Source organism: Kribbella sp. NPDC055071, from assembly GCF_053608045.1.
Window position 1 is genome coordinate 57,005 of the sequence record NZ_JBSGUS010000001.1, and the last position, 14,275, is coordinate 71,279.

The following is a 14,275-nucleotide window of genomic DNA, read 5'->3' on the forward strand; positions in this document are numbered from 1 at the left end:
CCGCGAACCCTCAGTGGTTCGCGGGGCGTTGCTGTTGAATCAGTTGGCCTGGCTCACGCTGGACATGTTGAAGTCCGGCACCAGCAGCGGCGGTGTCGCGGTCCGGGAGAAGACGTCGCCCCACTCGCGCGAGTACGCCGGAACCGTCGCACCGGCCGCGGTGAACCGAGCTAGCAGGTCCAGCGGGCTCTCGTTGAAGCGGAAGTTGTTCACGGCACCGGTCACCTCGCCGTTCTCGACCAGGTAGACGCCGTCTCGGGTCAGGCCGGTGAGCAGCAGGGTCTGCGCATCGACCATCCGGATGTACCACAGGCAGGTGAGTAGCAGGCCGTGGTCGAGCCCGGCGACCAAGTCGTCGGTCGATCCCGAGGCGCCGTCGACGGAGAGCAGGTAGTTGTCGATCGCAGGCGTCGCGGCCGGCGCGCCGATCAACGAAGCCGTGTAGCGACTCGTCATCAGATTCTCGAGCTTGCCGCCGCGGATCCAGTCCGTCGGGGACAGCGTCAGCCCGTTGTCGAAGACGCTCTCCGAGGCGCCGGACGCCCGGGCCATCACGAACGGCAACGATTCCAGCCCCGGCAGGCCAGGGTCGGAGAGCAGGTTCACCGGCTGGGTCGAGAGGGCGTCACCGAGTCTGGTCCCGCCCGCAGGCCGGGAGAAAGCGGTCCGGCCTTCGAAGGCATCGCGACCGTCGAGCTCCCAGAACACATACGTCATCAGGTCGGCGACGGCGGCGGGTGGCAACACGGTCGGGTGCCGGCCCGCGTCGGCGGAGACGGTTCGCTGCGCCCAGCCGAGGCGCCGGGTCAGCTCCGCGTCGATCGCGTGCGGGTCGATGTCGGCGAAGTCGCGGGTCGCCGTGCCGACCCAGGCCGACTGGCTCAGGTCGCTGGACTTGCCGGTCGAACTCACGTATCCGCGGGGGAGGGCGTGGCGCAGCCGGAGTCCGCTGGACGAGCCGACGTACACGGTGGTGACCTCGTGCTCGGCGAACCCGTAGAGCCAGCGGCTCTCCTTGGCCGCGCGCTGCAGGGTTTCGCCGAGGGCGGGGGCGAACGCCTCGTACACACTGACCGAGGTCTCGTCGGGCTCGGCATCCCAGTCGGCATCGGCGGCGCCGTCGACGAGCGGTCGCGCGTCCTCGGCGGGCGTCGACGAGCGGGCGGTGGCGATCGCGGCGGAGACGATCTCGCGGAGCGACTCGTCGGTGGCCGATGATCGGCCGACCACGCCGGCGGCCGTCCCTTCGCCGCTGCCGACCGTCGCGATGACTGTCACGCTCGAGCCGCGCATCGCGCCGTTCGTCGTGAGGGTGTTGTTCGCCCAGCGGAGGTTGGCGCTGGAGGTCTCGGCGACGAGCACGACGCAGCCGTCGGCGCCCTCGGCCGCGGCCTGGGCGAGCCCCCGCTCGATCGTGTCCTGCGGGGACAGCTGAATCCCAGCTGTGTGGCGAGTCGTCACCGGCCGGCCTCCTGCGTGGTGTTGAGAATGCGGACGCTGCGGAACAGCGCGGACGGGCAGCCGTGGGTGACCGCGCCGGACTGCGAGGGCTCGGCCTTGCCGCAGTTCAGCGCGCCGCCCAGGACGTACGTCTGCGGGCCGCCGACCGCCTCCATCGAGCCCCAGAAGTCCGTGGTCGTCGCCTGGTACGCGACGTCGCGGAGTTGGCCGTCGAGCTTGCCGTCGGTGATCTTGAAGAACCGCTGCCCGGTGAACTGGAAGTTGTACCGCTGCATGTCGATCGACCAGGACTTGTCGCCGACGATGTAGATCCCGTTCTGCACTCGGCTGATCAGCTCCTCGGTCGACGGGCCGTCGGCTGCGGGCTGCAGTGACACGTTGGCCATCCGCTGAATCGGGATGTGGCCGGAGGAGTCGGCGTACGCGCAACCGTTGGATCGCGGCGTACCGAGCAGGTCCTCGTTGACCTTCGCCATCCGGCGGTCCACCTGGTAGCCGACCAGCACACCGTCGTTGATCAGGTCCCACTGCTGTCCGGCCACGCCCTCGTCGTCGTACCCGACGGTGGACAGGCCGTGCTCGGCGGTGCGGTCGCCGGTGACGTGCATGACCGGCGAGCCGTACTGCAGCGTGCCGAGCTTGTCGGGGGTCGCGAAGCTGGTGCCGGCGTAGTTCGCCTCGTAGCCGAGCGCGCGGTCCAGCTCGGTGGCGTGGCCGATCGACTCGTGAATCGTGAGCCAGAGGTTGGTCGGGTCGATCACGAGGTCGTAGGTGCCCGGCTCGACGCTCGGCGCGGCCAGCTTCTCGGCCAGCCAGCCGGGGATCTGGGCCAGCTCTTCGTCCCAGTTCCACCCGGTGCCGGTCATGTACTCCCAGCCGCGGCCTGCGGGTGGCGCGACCGAGGACATCGAGTCGAACCGGTCCCCCTGGATGGCGTGGGCGGTCACATTCGGGCCGATCCGGACCCGCTGCTGGGTGTACGACGTCCCCGCGGAGTTCGCGTAGAACTTGCACTCGTGGACGGTGGTGACGCTGACACCCACATGGGCGACACCGTCGGCCTTGAGCAGCCGGTCGCTGTAGTCCGTGAGCAGCGCGATCTTCTCGGCGCGTGGGACGCTGAACGGGTCGATCTCGTACGACGAGACCCAGCTGACGTCGTCGTACGTCGGCTCGTCGGCAAGCTCGATCGGCTCCGCATTGATCGGCCGGGACACCTGGGCCAGGTTGACCGCCTGCTCGGCGATCTGGACCGCTTCGTCCTCGGTGAGCGCGACGCCGGCCGCGAAACCCCAGGTGCCGCCGTGGATGACGCGGACCGCGAGACCGAGGTCCTCGTCGTCCTTGGCGCTCTCCAGCACGCTGTCGCGCAGGCGGATGGACTCGAACCGGATCCGCTCCAGGCGGAACTCGGCGAAGGTGGCACCGAGATCACGAGCCCGCTGGAGGGCAGCCTGGGCTAGCTCGTGACGGGGGAGGGCGAGGAAAGACGCGTCGACTTCTGGCACGATCCCGACCCTATACACGGAACCGGACAATTCCCGGCGGTGTACCCACAATGACAAGAAACCGCCTCACTGAGGGTGTGGCGGGACGGGAGGTCGGGAATCGGTTCGGGCGACGAGGCAGACGTTGTGGCTCGGGTGCGTGGTGGGGAGTCGGCCGCGTACGGCGAGCTGGTGCTGCTGCACGCCCAGATGGCGAAGCGTACGGCGGTGTTTCTGGGGGCAGGTGCCGATGCGGACGACGTAGTGCAGGAGTCGTTCGTGAAGGCGTACCGGGGACTCGGGAGTTTTCGCGCGGACTCGCCATTCCGGCCGTGGTTGCTGCGGATCGTGGCGAACGAGACTCGCAACGCCGTACGGTCCCGCGGCCGTCGTTCCAAGCGGGAAGAGCTGGCCGCTCCACTGGACGTCGTACTGGATCCGGCGGAGGAAGCAGTGTCGTTGGAGCGGCGGTCTGAGCTGTTGGCCGCAGTACGCGCTCTGCCGGACCCGATGCGGCTCGTGGTGACGTGTCGGTACCTGCTGGAGCTGGACGAGCAGGAGACCGCCGCAGTGCTTGGTTGGCCGCGTGGGACGGTCAAATCGCGGCTGCATCGTGCACTGGGTCGACTGCGGGACGCTCTGCCCGACAAGGAGGTGCAGCGATGAACTTGGACGACGAACTGCGAGTCCTCGGCCGGTCTGCCGTCGTACCTCCGGTGTCTGACGATCTGACTGCCGCAGTGCTGTCCCGCGTGGCCAATGTGCGCGTGCGGAGGCGTCTGCGGGACCGCTGGCGTGCGTTTGTGGCCGGTGCGCTCGTGCTGGTCGCCGGTGCCGCGCTGACGCCGCCAGTACGCGCGACAGTCGCACAGTGGCTGAATATCGGGGGAGTACAGGCTCGTCCTGTCGGTACCGGACCGAGCACTGCACCGCCCGTCCCCGGCGTACAGGGACACCTGTCGCTGGAGGAGGCCGCGCGGATCGCTGGGTTCACACCAGTGCTGCCGAAGGATCTTGGCGCGCCAACCGGTGTCGAGGCCACGAAGGGATCGGTTGTGACCAGCTGGCCGGGCATTCGGCTGGAGCAGTTCCAGGCGCGCGTCTCGTACGGGTACATCAAGAAGGTCTACCAGAGTCTCGAGTACGTGCCCGAGGTCGACGGCTATTGGTTCAAGACCCCGCATCAGCTCGTACTGGAGGAGGCGAGCGGGGAGGAACACGTCGTACGCATAGCTGGACCCACGCTGGTCTGGGTACGCGCCGACGTCACGTTCCGGCTCGAAGGCGTCGACAAAGCCAGAGCGACCGAGCTAGCCCGCGGAACCTCCTAGCCGCGCGCGGTGTATCCCGGGTGAGTCCTGATCACCATCCCCCTCGTTTCGTCCTCCAGGGAGAGTTTCATGATCCGCCGCACGCTCATACTGATCGCCGCCCTCCTCGCCGTCGCCGCCCTGGGCACCACGCCCGCCCACGCGGGCGGTCCCACCAGCGTCCTCCTCAGCGCCCCGCCGCACGTAGTTGCCGTCGGCTACGAAGACAAGGCGTACGGCGAACTCCAGCGGCTGACCGACACCTCCGCCACCCGACCCGATCCCGGCACGGAACGACACGACGCCGGCCACTTCGTCCGGGCCACGTGGATGATCCACGACATGTCGGTCTGGCGCATCGACATCATCTACCCGGACGCACCAGGCGGTCCGTGGATCGCCACCTCGGAGTCGTACGACGGTAACGTCGACAGCATCAAGCCCGTCTGGCACGCCGCCGTGGATCCGATCGCGCTGGTGAAACTCCTGGGCACCTTGAAGCTGCTCCCCGGCCAGCACAACGGCGAGCCCTGGTACGGCGACCCAACCGCCGGCCCGGACAACGGCTTCGTCCCCTCCACGGGCGACCCGGTCCCCACCGCACAGCCCGAGTCCGCCGTTGGTTCCACTACGGACTCCGTCACAACCCCGCAGGTCGCAACCCCGCAGCCCGCCACCACTGGCGTGCTGACCGGCTGGCGCTGGATCATCCCAGGCTTCCTCGTCGGGGTAGCAGTAGCAGTCGTCGCGATCCGCCTCCTCCCCAAGCGCCGCTGGGAACTCATCGACGTCGAGCAGTGAATTCTCGGCGAACCAGACCTCGGCCACGGTCTGGTCGGGTCACGCGCCTACTCGCTTTTCGCAGGGATCGCGGTGTGAGGTTTCCCCTTGTGGACAAGGGGTTGTGGCTTGCAGGGGATTTGCGGCGAAGGCGTCAAAGACATAGAGTCGAACACATGTTCGAGACGGATGTGACCACGCTGCCGACGGCCGACCTGCTGGAGTCGGCCGCCGGGCATCGCACGGAGGTGAATCGGCTGGAGGCGCGGCTGCTCGTGCATGCTCAGGTCTACGCAGATCGGTTCCATCCGGATGTGTGTCCGTCTCGTCCCGGCCGCCGGTCCTGCGACGGTCGGGAGCGTGCTGTGGTGCTGGGTGGTGAGGGCTGTCCCGAGATCCTGGAGTTCGCGGTCGCGGAGTTCGGGGTGATGCTGGCGATCTCGCCGGGGGTGGCATCGGGTTTGATTGGTCAGGCGCTGGCTTTGCGGCATCGGTTTCCGTTCACCTGGGCTCGGGTTGTGGCTGGTGAAGCCACTCCGTGGAAGGCACGGCAGATAGCGGCCGCGTGCGTCAAGCTCAGCGAGGATGCCGCTCGGTACGTCGACCAGCGGGTCGCGCGACTGGTCGACTCGATCACCCCCTACCGGCTGGACAAGATCATCGCGGCTGCCAAGATGCACGCCGATCCCGAAGGCGCCCGGGCCGAGGCCGCTGAGAAGGCCCGCGAGCGCGGCGTATTCGCCGGCAGCTCCGACGAGCACGGTACGAGGAAGATGTTCATCAAGGCGCCGTCCGGCGCAGTCGCCCGAAACCTGGCCAAGATCGCCGCGATCGCCGATGCCCTGAAGACCTTCGGCGACACCCGTGCGGTGCAACTGCGGCGCGCGGACGCAGTCGGCATCATGGCAGACCCCCGCTACACCGAAGAACTCCTGGCCCAAGCCCGCCGGCATCGTCTCAACACGCCCGTCACCTCGGGTGCCGCCGCCTCGGGTGCCGCCACGTCGGGTGCCGCCGCCTCGGGTGCCGCCACGTCGGATGCGGCCGCCTCGGACGCCGCCGTCTCGGGTGCCGTCACGTCGGGTGCCGCCGCCTCGGATGCCTCGATTCCGGATGCCTCCATTCCGGACGCCTCCGAGGGGCGGCCAGGCGGCTGGGCCGGTTATCGGTGGAGTGACCGCGATGAGCCGGGCTTTGATCACGTGCCGGGCTTTGATGGCGAGCCGGGGTTTGATGATGAGCCGGGGTTTGATGATGAGGCCGATCGCGACGCGCCTCGCCCTGGAGCCAGCGACTTGCCCGATCCACTCGACGCTCCGCAGGGGAGATCGCTCGAGGCGTTCGACTCAGTTGATTCCGGCGTACACCTCGAGTCCGATTGCGGCGAGCGGATGGACGCTGCCGCGCAGCGCGCCCTGCACGCGCGCCTGGCGCAGCTCAAGCGCGACGCTTACGCCGATCCCGCGGCCGGCGGTCGTGGCGTATCACGACGTCCGGGGCAGACGGAGATCTACGTCCACCTCACCGACCACACCCTGGCCACCGGCACCGGCGTATTGCGCGCCGAAGGCATCGGTCCGATGCTGGCTGACCAACTCGCCGAACTCATCGGGTACGGCCCGTACAGCGTGAAGCCAGTCATCGACCTGAACGAAGGCGTCAGTGTCAACGCCTACGAGATCCCCCACCGGATCCGCGAGCGGGTGAAGCTCATCCACCCGGTCGAACTCTTCCCCTACGGCACCCGCGAGACGCATCCCGGCATGGATCTGGACCACATCCGGCCCTACGACCCACTTGGTCCGCCGGGCCAAACCAGCACCCAAAATCTCGCACCCCTGGGCCGCTTCGGTCACCGGGTGAAGACGCACGGCGTCGGCTGGAGGGTGCGGCGCCTCGATGGCAAGACGCTGGAGTGGACAACGCCCCACGGCTTCACGTTCCACGTCGACCCCACGGGCACCCACCGGATTGAGCCAGACCCGGACTGAGCCTGCGGGTCAGCTGATGGTGGCTGCCAGTTCGAAGCCGGCGAACAACCTGCCGCCGTGGCTGGCGAGGATGCGGTCTACCTCGTCGGCGAGGGTGGTGTCGGCGGCGTGTAGGCCGTCCATCAGGGCGCGGGCGTGGTGGGTGCCATGTGAGATGTCGTAGGCAACGACTTCGCGGAGGAGGCCCTTGCCGGTGCCGGACCAGTGGCCGGCTCCGGTCAGCAACAGCTTCGCGGTGTCCTGCCACAACACCGACGCGATGGCGGTCCGCTCATCGCCCGACGCATCAGCGAGGTCGTTCAGGAGGTTGGTGATCGTGTAGCGCAGGAGGTCCAGCTCCGCGGTGGTCAACGGCTTCGGACCGGCTGCCACCTCGGCGCGGCACTCCTGCTGTAACCGCAGCCCGGAGCCGTCGGAATCCAGCAGTACGACGGACTCGCCGACGAGCCGCATCATGGTCGGCTGGCGGCGCTCCTGGTCCTTGTCGGCGAAGTACCGCAACGACCCCTCGGTGTGTACGAACAGCTCGACGGGCCAGCCGCCGTACTCCAAAGACCGTCGCATCGGGGCCGGTGGTCCGTCGAGGAGGACGGTGATGTCGAGGTCGGACGTTGCCGAGGCGTCACCCCGGGCGACACTTCCGCCGAGCCAGGCAGCGCGGGCATCCGGGTACAGCTCGGCGACGAGTTGACGTGCGAGGTCCATCAGGACAGTTTCAACCAGTCCAGCAGGTTGCGGTACGCATTTGTTGGCGGGATGTGGCCACCTGTGTAAGGCATCCGGGCCGCGCCGGGAATACCGGCTGCTAGGACGTCGGCGTGCCCGGCGGCACGTTCGTCGGTTGAGCCGTACCAGATGCTGACGGGGACGTGGATGCCGGCGAGGTCGAAGCCCCAGTGGGTGGCGAAGGCTACGTGGTCGTCGAGCCAGCCGTCGTGGCTGGTGACGAAGGTGGCGGTTACGCGGGCCATGGCGTTGGCGTTGTCGCGGGCGGGGGGACCGGGTGGGGACTCCGGGTCCGGTGGAATCTCTGGGCCGCCGGCCTCGATGAGCGCCATGATGCTTTGAGCGTGTTCCTGGAGTTGCGGGTGCAGGTCGTCCTCGGTCGGTACTGGGCCGCCGGCAATGGGCGGTGCGTTGCTTCCGATCACGGCGCAGCGCGTTACGTGGTCGGGCAGGAGGGCGGCACACGCTAGTGCGCGGGGTCCGCCGCCTGAGCCGCCGGTGACGGCGAAACGATTCCAGCCGAGGGCATCCGCGAGTACCTCGGCATCGGCGGCCGCTGACGCGACGGTGCGACCCGGCTGGCGGGTGGAGCCGCCGTACCCGGGTCGGTCCAGCGTCACCATCCACACACCCGCGGTCTCGATCGCTGCGACATCAGCCGGCCGTTTCCAGCGCGTGCTCGGCGATCCGGCGAACGACAGCACCGGGGGACCGCCGATAGTGCCGTAAACGGAGTACCGCACTACCCGCTCTCCGACCTGGACCTGACCCTCGCTCAGCACGCCATCCACGAGCGGAGCGTAACCAAGCGGGATCAGCTAACCCAATCATGAGTTATCAAGCTGACATTCTCGGGATTCGAGATCGATGGGTGGTGGTGGGAGGATGCCGCCTAGCGTGTGTCGGCTGCGTGATTCGAAACCTGTCAGGAGTGCTTGTGAGTTCCTCGGTCGCCGGGACCGTTTCGCCGACCCGGCAGGCGTTGCGCCGGGTGCGGCGGGATCGCAGTGCCCGCGTCGGCGTGATCGTGGTCCTGGCGTTGATCGTCATCGCCGCCGTCGCCCCGCTGCTGGTGAAGCTGGCCGGTCAGGATGCGTACACGTACCACATCGACCTCCTGGATCCGGCCCGCGGCAACGCCCCGAAGGGCGCGCTCGGCGGAGTGAGCGGCGACCACTGGTTCGGCGTGGAGCCGTTGACCGGCCGCGATCTGTTCTCGATCGTCGTGCTCGGTCTGCGGACGTCGCTGTTCATCGCGGTCGTTGCCACGGCCATCACCACGGTCGTCGGCACCCTCGTCGGCATCAGCGCGGCCTACTTCGGCGGCTGGTACGACGCGGTCGTCTCCCGCCTGCTCGACTTCCTCTTCGGCTTCCCGCAGCTCGTCTTCATGATTGCCCTGGGCATCATTGTCCCGGCCGGGTTCCCGCGCTGGCTGCTGCTGATCCTGGTGCTCAGCGTGTTCGGCTGGGCCGGCCTGGCCCGGCTGATCCGCAACCAGGCGAAATCCCTGGTCGCCCGCGAGTTCGTCGAGGCCGCCCGCAGCGTCGGTTCGTCCGGCTGGGCGGTGATCACCCGCGAGCTCCTGCCCAACCTGCTCGGCCCGGTCCTCGTGATCGCGACCCTGGCGATCCCCGGCTACATCGGTGCCGAGGCCGCCCTGTCGTTCCTCGGCGTCGGCGTCCCACCACCGACACCCAGCCTCGGCCGATCCATCTCCGACTCGATTGCCTGGGTCTACACCGGCGCGGATCCGTGGTTCCTGGTGTTCCCGGGCGCCATGCTGTTCCTCGCCGTACTCGGGTTCACGTTGCTCGGCGACGGCGTACGCGACGCGTTCGACGTCCGGCTGCGGAGGGACCGCTGAGATGCCCGACCTGGTGTGGTTCGTCATCCGGCGACTCTTCGCCGCGCTGGTGGTGATGCTCGCGCTGAGCCTCGCCGTCTACCTCGTCTTCTACGCGATCCCGGCCGACCCGGCCCGTCTGGCCTGCGGCAAGCCCTGTACGCCGGACCGCCTCGAGCAGGCCCGCCACTTCATGCAACTCGACCAATCCACGATGCAGCAGTACCTGAGCTTCCTTAAAGGCATCTTCGCCGGCCGCACGTTCGGTGACGGTACGGCGGCTGTGCACTGCAACGCACCGTGTTTCGGCTACTCGTTCCCGTTGGCCCGTTCGGTCACGACGCTGATCCTCGACCGGCTGCCGATCACCGCATCGATCGCGATCGGTGCGGCCATCCTGTGGCTGTTGCTCGGGGTCTCGCTCGGCATCGTTGCCGCCCTCAACCGTGGCCGCCTGCTCGACCGACTGGCCGTCGGCGTCGCCCTGGTCGGGGTCTCGACGCCGTCGTTCCTGCTAGGACTACTCGCGATCCTGGTCTTCGGGTTCTGGCTCAACATGGTCCCGGTGAACGGGTACGTACCCCTCACCGAGAGCCCGGTCGACTGGGCCTGGCACCTGGTCACACCCTGGCTGGTGCTCGCAGTCCTACAAGCGGCGTCGTACATCCGGCTGACCCGCTCGCAGATGATCGAGGAGCTCAATCTCGACTACATCACCACAGCGAGGGCCAAGGGCGCGAGCGAGGCGCGAGTCGTCGTTACGCACGGACTGCGCGGCGTCCTGGTGCCGGTGATCACGCTCTTCGGGCTGGATCTGGGTGGTCTGCTCGGTGGTGCGATCCTGACCGAGAAGGTGTTCAGCATGCAGGGCCTGGGCGATCTGTTGATCAACGCGGTCGGCCAGCTGGACGTGGCTGTGGTCGTCGGCGTGACGCTGTTCGCGGCCTTCCTCATCATCCTGGCGAACCTGGTGGTGGACGTGGTGCACGGCATGCTCGACCCGAGGGTGAGTCATGGCTGAGCCTGTATTGGAAGTCCATGACCTGCACGTCACCTTCCGGACCGAGGGTGGCCTGGTCCCGGCGGTCGACGGGATCGACTTCGCCGTCGCGCCCGGCGAGACCCTCGCGATCGTGGGGGAGTCCGGCTCGGGCAAGAGTGTGAGCTCGGCCGCAGTGATGGGTCTGCTGCCCTCGAACGCCGACGTTACCGGCGAGGTGCTCCTGGACGGGCGAGAGCTGATCGGGCTCCCCACCGACGACCTCCGCAAGATCCGCGGCAACGACATCGCGATGGTTTTCCAGGACGCGCTGTCCGCGCTCAATCCGTACTACAGCGTCGGCTGGCAGGTCGCCGAGGCGTACCGGCTGCATCACGACGTCTCGAAGAAGATGGCCCGTCGCCGGGCGATCGAGATGCTCGACAAGGTCGGCATCCCGGACGCCGCTCACCGGGCCGACAGCTTCCCGCACGAGTTCTCCGGGGGAATGCGGCAGCGGGTGGTGATTGCTATGGCTCTGGTGAACGACCCGAGAGTGCTGATCGCGGACGAACCGACGACCGCACTCGACGTGACGGTCCAGGCACAGATCATGCAACTGCTCGCCGATGTCCAGGCGGAGTTCGGTACGGCGCTCGTCCTGATCTCGCACGATCTGGGCGTCGTCGCGGAGGTCGCCGACAACGTGCTCGTCATGTACGCCGGTCGCGCGGCCGAGCGTGGCACGGTCCGCGACCTGTTCTTCCGGGCCGCCCACCCCTACAGCCTGGGTCTACTCGGTGCGATGCCGCGGGTCGACGTACCGCCGGCTCGGCGCCTGACCACGATTCCCGGCAGCCCACCGTCGCCGGGGTCGATCAAGACGGGCTGCCCGTTCCAGCCGCGGTGTGCCTATGCCAAGCAGGTCGGTGAGCGCTGCATCACCGAGCGACCCGAGCTCACGCCGCGACCCGGCGAGGGCGATCACGAGGCGGCCTGCCACCTCGGGCGGAGGCCGGCCGATGTCTGAGGAGCTACTACGCCTGGACGGTGTGAAGAAGTACTTCGGTCTCCGGGGTTCGCCGTGGCGCCGGGCTCAGGCGGTGCGCGCCGTGGACGGCGTGACGCTGGTGGTCCGCAAGGGTGAGACGGTCGGTCTGGTCGGCGAGTCCGGCTCGGGCAAGTCGACGCTCGCGCGGGTCGCGACCCGGCTGCTCGATCCGACCACGGGCCGCGTCGAGATCGGCGGCAAGGACGTCACCAAGGTCCGCGGCCGACGGCTGCGCCCGGTCCGCCGCAAGATCCAGATGGTCTTCCAGGACCTGCAGGCCTCGCTGAATCCGCGCCAATCCGTCGGCACGATCCTGAGTACGCCGTTCCGCGCACAAGGGATCCGTCCGACCCGCAAGCAACTCGTCGAGCTGCTGAACCAGGTCGGCCTGTCCGAGGAGCAACTCGAGCGCTATCCGCACGAGTTCTCCGGCGGTCAACGGCAGCGGATCGGGATCGCCCGGGCGTTGTCGGTCAAACCCGACCTCCTGGTCTGCGACGAGCCCGTGTCAGCGCTCGACGTCTCCGTCCAGGCCCAGGTGCTGAACCTGCTCGCCGACCTCCGCGACGAGCTCGGCCTGTCCTATGTGCTCGTCGCGCACGATCTTGCCGTCGTACGACAGGTCGCCAGCCGGGTCGCGGTCATGTACCTCGGCACGATCGTCGAGGAAGGGCCGGCCGACCAGGTGTACGCGGCGCCGGCCCACCCGTACACGAAGGCCTTGCTGTCCGCCGTTCCGGTGCCTGAGCCCGGTGTGGTCCGGGATCGGATCGTGCTGACCGGCGACGTACCGACGCCGATCGCGCCGCCGTCCGGATGTCCGTTCCGGACGCGGTGCTACAAGGCGCAGGACGTGTGCGCGACGAAACGACCGGTGCTGGAGCCCGTGGAGGGCCAAGAAGAACCCAGCGTCGGACACAAGGCCGCCTGCTACTTCCCTGAGCCCCCACCCTCCTGAGAGGAAACGATGAAGTATCTGACCCGAGCGGTCGCGGTCGCGACCGCGTTGGTGCTAGCAGCGGCCGCCTGCAACGCCAACGACAAGTCCGCCAGTGGCGGCGGTACGACGGCGGCCGCCGAACAAGGTGGCACCTGGCACATCCTGACCACGAGCAAGGAGATCAGCCTCGATCCGGCCAAGAGCCAGAACCTGGGCATCAGCACGATCCACCAGGTGCTGCGCGGTCTGACCTCGTGGAAGACCGACCCGAACAAGCCGCCGGAGGTCGTCCCGGACCTGGCCACCGACACCGGCCAGGTCAGCGACGGTGGCAAGACCTGGACCTACAAGCTGAAGCCCGGTCTCAAGTACGCCGACGGTTCGCCGATCGTTGCCGCTGACATCAAGTACGGCGTGGAGCGCTCGTTCGCCCCGGAGCTGTCCGGTGGTCTTGCGTACCACAAGCCGTTGCTGGTCGGGGCCGACAAGTACACGGGTCCGTACAAGGGCGGCGAGCTCGCCTCGATCGAGACGCCCGACGACTCGACCATCGTCTTCAAGCTGAACAAGTCGTTCGGTGACTGGCCGTGGATCGTCAGCATGCCGGCGTTCTCGCCGGTGCCGAAGAAGGACGACACCGACCCGGCCCACTACGGCGAGAAGCCGATGGCCAGCGGCCCGTACCAGGTCAAGTCGTACGCGCCCGGCTCGAAGCTCGAGCTCGAGCGCAACCCGAACTGGGACAAGTCGACCGACCCGGCGCGCAGCGGCCTCCCGGACGCGATCGTGCTCGACATGGGCCTGCAGCCCGATGTGGTCAACCAGCGGCTGATCGCGGACGCGGGTGACGACAAGTTCGCCGCCACGACCGGTGTCTCGGTGCCGGCGGCGCTGATCCCGACCGTGACGGGCAACCCAGCGGTCAAGGCCCGGGTGGCCACGTCACCGTCCGGTGCGTTGCAGTACCTGGCGATGAACACCCAGCGCCCGGCACTCAAGAACCCGGCCGTCCGCAAGGCGATCGAGTACGCCGTCGACAAGCAGGCCGTCCAGGTCGCCGAGGGTGGACCGGAGTACGGCGGCGAGATCGCGTCGACTCTGATCACGCCAGGCATCGACGGCTACACCAAGTACGACCTGTACCAGGCGCCGCCGGCTGGTGACCCCGACAAGGCCAAGCAACTGCTCGCCGACGCCGGTGTCACCAACCTGAACCTGGTGCTGGCCGCCGACCAGACCAATGGACTCGCTACGGCGCAGGCGGTCCAGCAGGGGCTGAAGCGGGCTGGAATCAACGCCACCATCAAGCCGCTCGACAACGGACCGTGGACGGACCTGGTCACCGGTAACAAGCCGGACTTCGATCTGACCATCTCCGGCTGGCTGCCGGACTACCCGAGTGCACTCGGCAACATCCAGCCGCTGTTCGGGACGTCCGAGATCGGCAACGGTGGCTACAACATGTCTCGGTACTCCAACCCCGCGGTGGATTCGGCGATCGCCGCGGCGACCGGTGAGACGGACCGGACCAAGGCGGCCGGGATGTGGGCCGCGATCGACAAGCAGATCATGGCCGACGCTCCGGTCGTGCCGCTGATCTACGCACGCAACGCGTTCCTGCACGGCTCGAAGGTGCAGAACTTCTACCTGTCGTCCTACCCGCCGTACCCGAATCAGTTGATCGTCGGCCTCAGCAAGTAGGTA

General features: G+C 68.1%; 13 protein-coding genes. 9 read left to right on the forward strand and 4 right to left on the reverse strand.

The features are described 5' to 3' along the window. Nucleotides 1-39 precede the first annotated feature (39 nt). Both ACWF4Z_RS00310 and ACWF4Z_RS00315 read right to left on the reverse strand, forming a co-directional pair. Entirely contained in the window at nt 40-1,461 is a 1,422-nt protein-coding gene (locus ACWF4Z_RS00310) for a metallopeptidase TldD-related protein (protein WP_452240710.1), read from the reverse strand. After that, nucleotides 1,458-2,969 (reverse strand): TldD/PmbA family protein, encoded by a 1,512-nt coding sequence (locus ACWF4Z_RS00315; protein WP_452240711.1) that lies wholly within the window; start codon nt 2,967-2,969, stop codon nt 1,458-1,460. The genes ACWF4Z_RS00310 and ACWF4Z_RS00315 overlap by 4 nt, the downstream gene beginning before the upstream one ends. Before the next feature lie 126 nt (nt 2,970-3,095). On the opposite strand from ACWF4Z_RS00315, the gene ACWF4Z_RS00320 reads away from it, so the two are divergent. The 4 genes from ACWF4Z_RS00320 (at nt 3,096) to ACWF4Z_RS00335 (ending at nt 7,029) form a co-directional block, all read left to right on the forward strand. Continuing rightward, on the forward strand, nt 3,096-3,614 hold the full coding sequence (locus ACWF4Z_RS00320) for an RNA polymerase sigma factor (RefSeq protein ID WP_452240712.1): 519 nt from the start codon (nt 3,096-3,098) through the stop codon (nt 3,612-3,614). Further along, a complete protein-coding gene (locus ACWF4Z_RS00325; protein ID WP_452240713.1) occupies nt 3,611-4,279 on the forward strand; it encodes a hypothetical protein in 669 nt (222 codons plus the stop codon). Before ACWF4Z_RS00320 ends, ACWF4Z_RS00325 begins: the two co-directional genes overlap by 4 nt. Nucleotides 4,280-4,348: 69 nt before the next feature. Then, the gene (locus ACWF4Z_RS00330; protein ID WP_452240714.1) at nt 4,349-5,059 is read left to right on the forward strand and encodes a hypothetical protein; all 711 of its coding nucleotides are present in this window, start codon (nt 4,349-4,351) and stop codon (nt 5,057-5,059) included. Nucleotides 5,060-5,214: 155 nt separating this feature from the next. Next, nucleotides 5,215-7,029, forward strand: coding sequence for a hypothetical protein (locus ACWF4Z_RS00335; protein WP_452240715.1), 1,815 nt, complete (start codon nt 5,215-5,217; stop codon nt 7,027-7,029). 9 nt (nt 7,030-7,038) lie between these two features. Here ACWF4Z_RS00335 and ACWF4Z_RS00340 read toward each other — a convergent pair whose 3' ends face one another. Then, complete coding sequence (locus ACWF4Z_RS00340) at nt 7,039-7,734, reverse strand: nucleotidyltransferase domain-containing protein (RefSeq protein WP_452240716.1); 696 nt, start codon at nt 7,732-7,734, stop codon at nt 7,039-7,041. Further along, nucleotides 7,734-8,546 (reverse strand): alpha/beta fold hydrolase, encoded by an 813-nt coding sequence (locus ACWF4Z_RS00345; protein ID WP_452240717.1) that lies wholly within the window; start codon nt 8,544-8,546, stop codon nt 7,734-7,736. Before ACWF4Z_RS00345 ends, ACWF4Z_RS00340 begins: the two co-directional genes overlap by 1 nt. Before the next feature lie 146 nt (nt 8,547-8,692). Here ACWF4Z_RS00345 and ACWF4Z_RS00350 point away from each other — a divergent pair, with 146 nt between their 5' ends. Genes ACWF4Z_RS00350 through ACWF4Z_RS00370 form a run of 5 tightly spaced genes read left to right on the forward strand, consistent with a single transcriptional unit; the run spans nt 8,693 to nt 14,272 of the window. Beyond that, nucleotides 8,693-9,622, forward strand: coding sequence for an ABC transporter permease (locus tag ACWF4Z_RS00350; RefSeq protein ID WP_452240718.1), 930 nt, complete (start codon nt 8,693-8,695; stop codon nt 9,620-9,622). 1 nt (nt 9,623) lies between these two features. Next, a complete protein-coding gene (locus ACWF4Z_RS00355; protein WP_452240719.1) occupies nt 9,624-10,622 on the forward strand; it encodes an ABC transporter permease in 999 nt (332 codons plus the stop codon). Continuing rightward, nucleotides 10,615-11,610 carry an ABC transporter ATP-binding protein gene (locus tag ACWF4Z_RS00360; RefSeq protein ID WP_452240720.1) on the forward strand — a complete coding sequence of 332 codons (996 nt, stop codon included), beginning with the start codon at nt 10,615-10,617 and terminating at the stop codon, nt 11,608-11,610. The genes ACWF4Z_RS00355 and ACWF4Z_RS00360 overlap by 8 nt, the downstream gene beginning before the upstream one ends. Continuing rightward, nucleotides 11,603-12,589 (forward strand): ABC transporter ATP-binding protein, encoded by a 987-nt coding sequence (locus ACWF4Z_RS00365; RefSeq protein WP_452240721.1) that lies wholly within the window; start codon nt 11,603-11,605, stop codon nt 12,587-12,589. The genes ACWF4Z_RS00360 and ACWF4Z_RS00365 overlap by 8 nt, the downstream gene beginning before the upstream one ends. Nucleotides 12,590-12,598: 9 nt before the next feature. Further along, nucleotides 12,599-14,272 carry an ABC transporter substrate-binding protein gene (locus ACWF4Z_RS00370; protein WP_452240722.1) on the forward strand — a complete coding sequence of 558 codons (1,674 nt, stop codon included), beginning with the start codon at nt 12,599-12,601 and terminating at the stop codon, nt 14,270-14,272. Nucleotides 14,273-14,275: the final 3 nt, after the last annotated feature.

What these genes read in the sequence shown, in the direction of transcription:
- ACWF4Z_RS00325 (WP_452240713.1), top strand. Translation starts at nt 3,611, where the DNA reads ATGAACTTGGACGACGAACTGCGAGTCCTCGGCCGGTCTGCCGTCGTA.
- ACWF4Z_RS00330 (WP_452240714.1), top strand. Translation starts at nt 4,349, where the DNA reads ATGATCCGCCGCACGCTCATACTGATCGCCGCCCTCCTCGCCGTCGCC.
- ACWF4Z_RS00335 (WP_452240715.1), top strand. Translation starts at nt 5,215, where the DNA reads ATGTTCGAGACGGATGTGACCACGCTGCCGACGGCCGACCTGCTGGAG.
- ACWF4Z_RS00340 (WP_452240716.1), bottom strand. Translation starts at nt 7,734, where the DNA reads ATGGACCTCGCACGTCAACTCGTCGCCGAGCTGTACCCGGATGCCCGC.
- ACWF4Z_RS00355 (WP_452240719.1), top strand. Translation starts at nt 9,624, where the DNA reads ATGCCCGACCTGGTGTGGTTCGTCATCCGGCGACTCTTCGCCGCGCTG.
- ACWF4Z_RS00360 (WP_452240720.1), top strand. Translation starts at nt 10,615, where the DNA reads ATGGCTGAGCCTGTATTGGAAGTCCATGACCTGCACGTCACCTTCCGG.
- ACWF4Z_RS00365 (WP_452240721.1), top strand. Translation starts at nt 11,603, where the DNA reads ATGTCTGAGGAGCTACTACGCCTGGACGGTGTGAAGAAGTACTTCGGT.
- ACWF4Z_RS00370 (WP_452240722.1), top strand. Translation starts at nt 12,599, where the DNA reads ATGAAGTATCTGACCCGAGCGGTCGCGGTCGCGACCGCGTTGGTGCTA.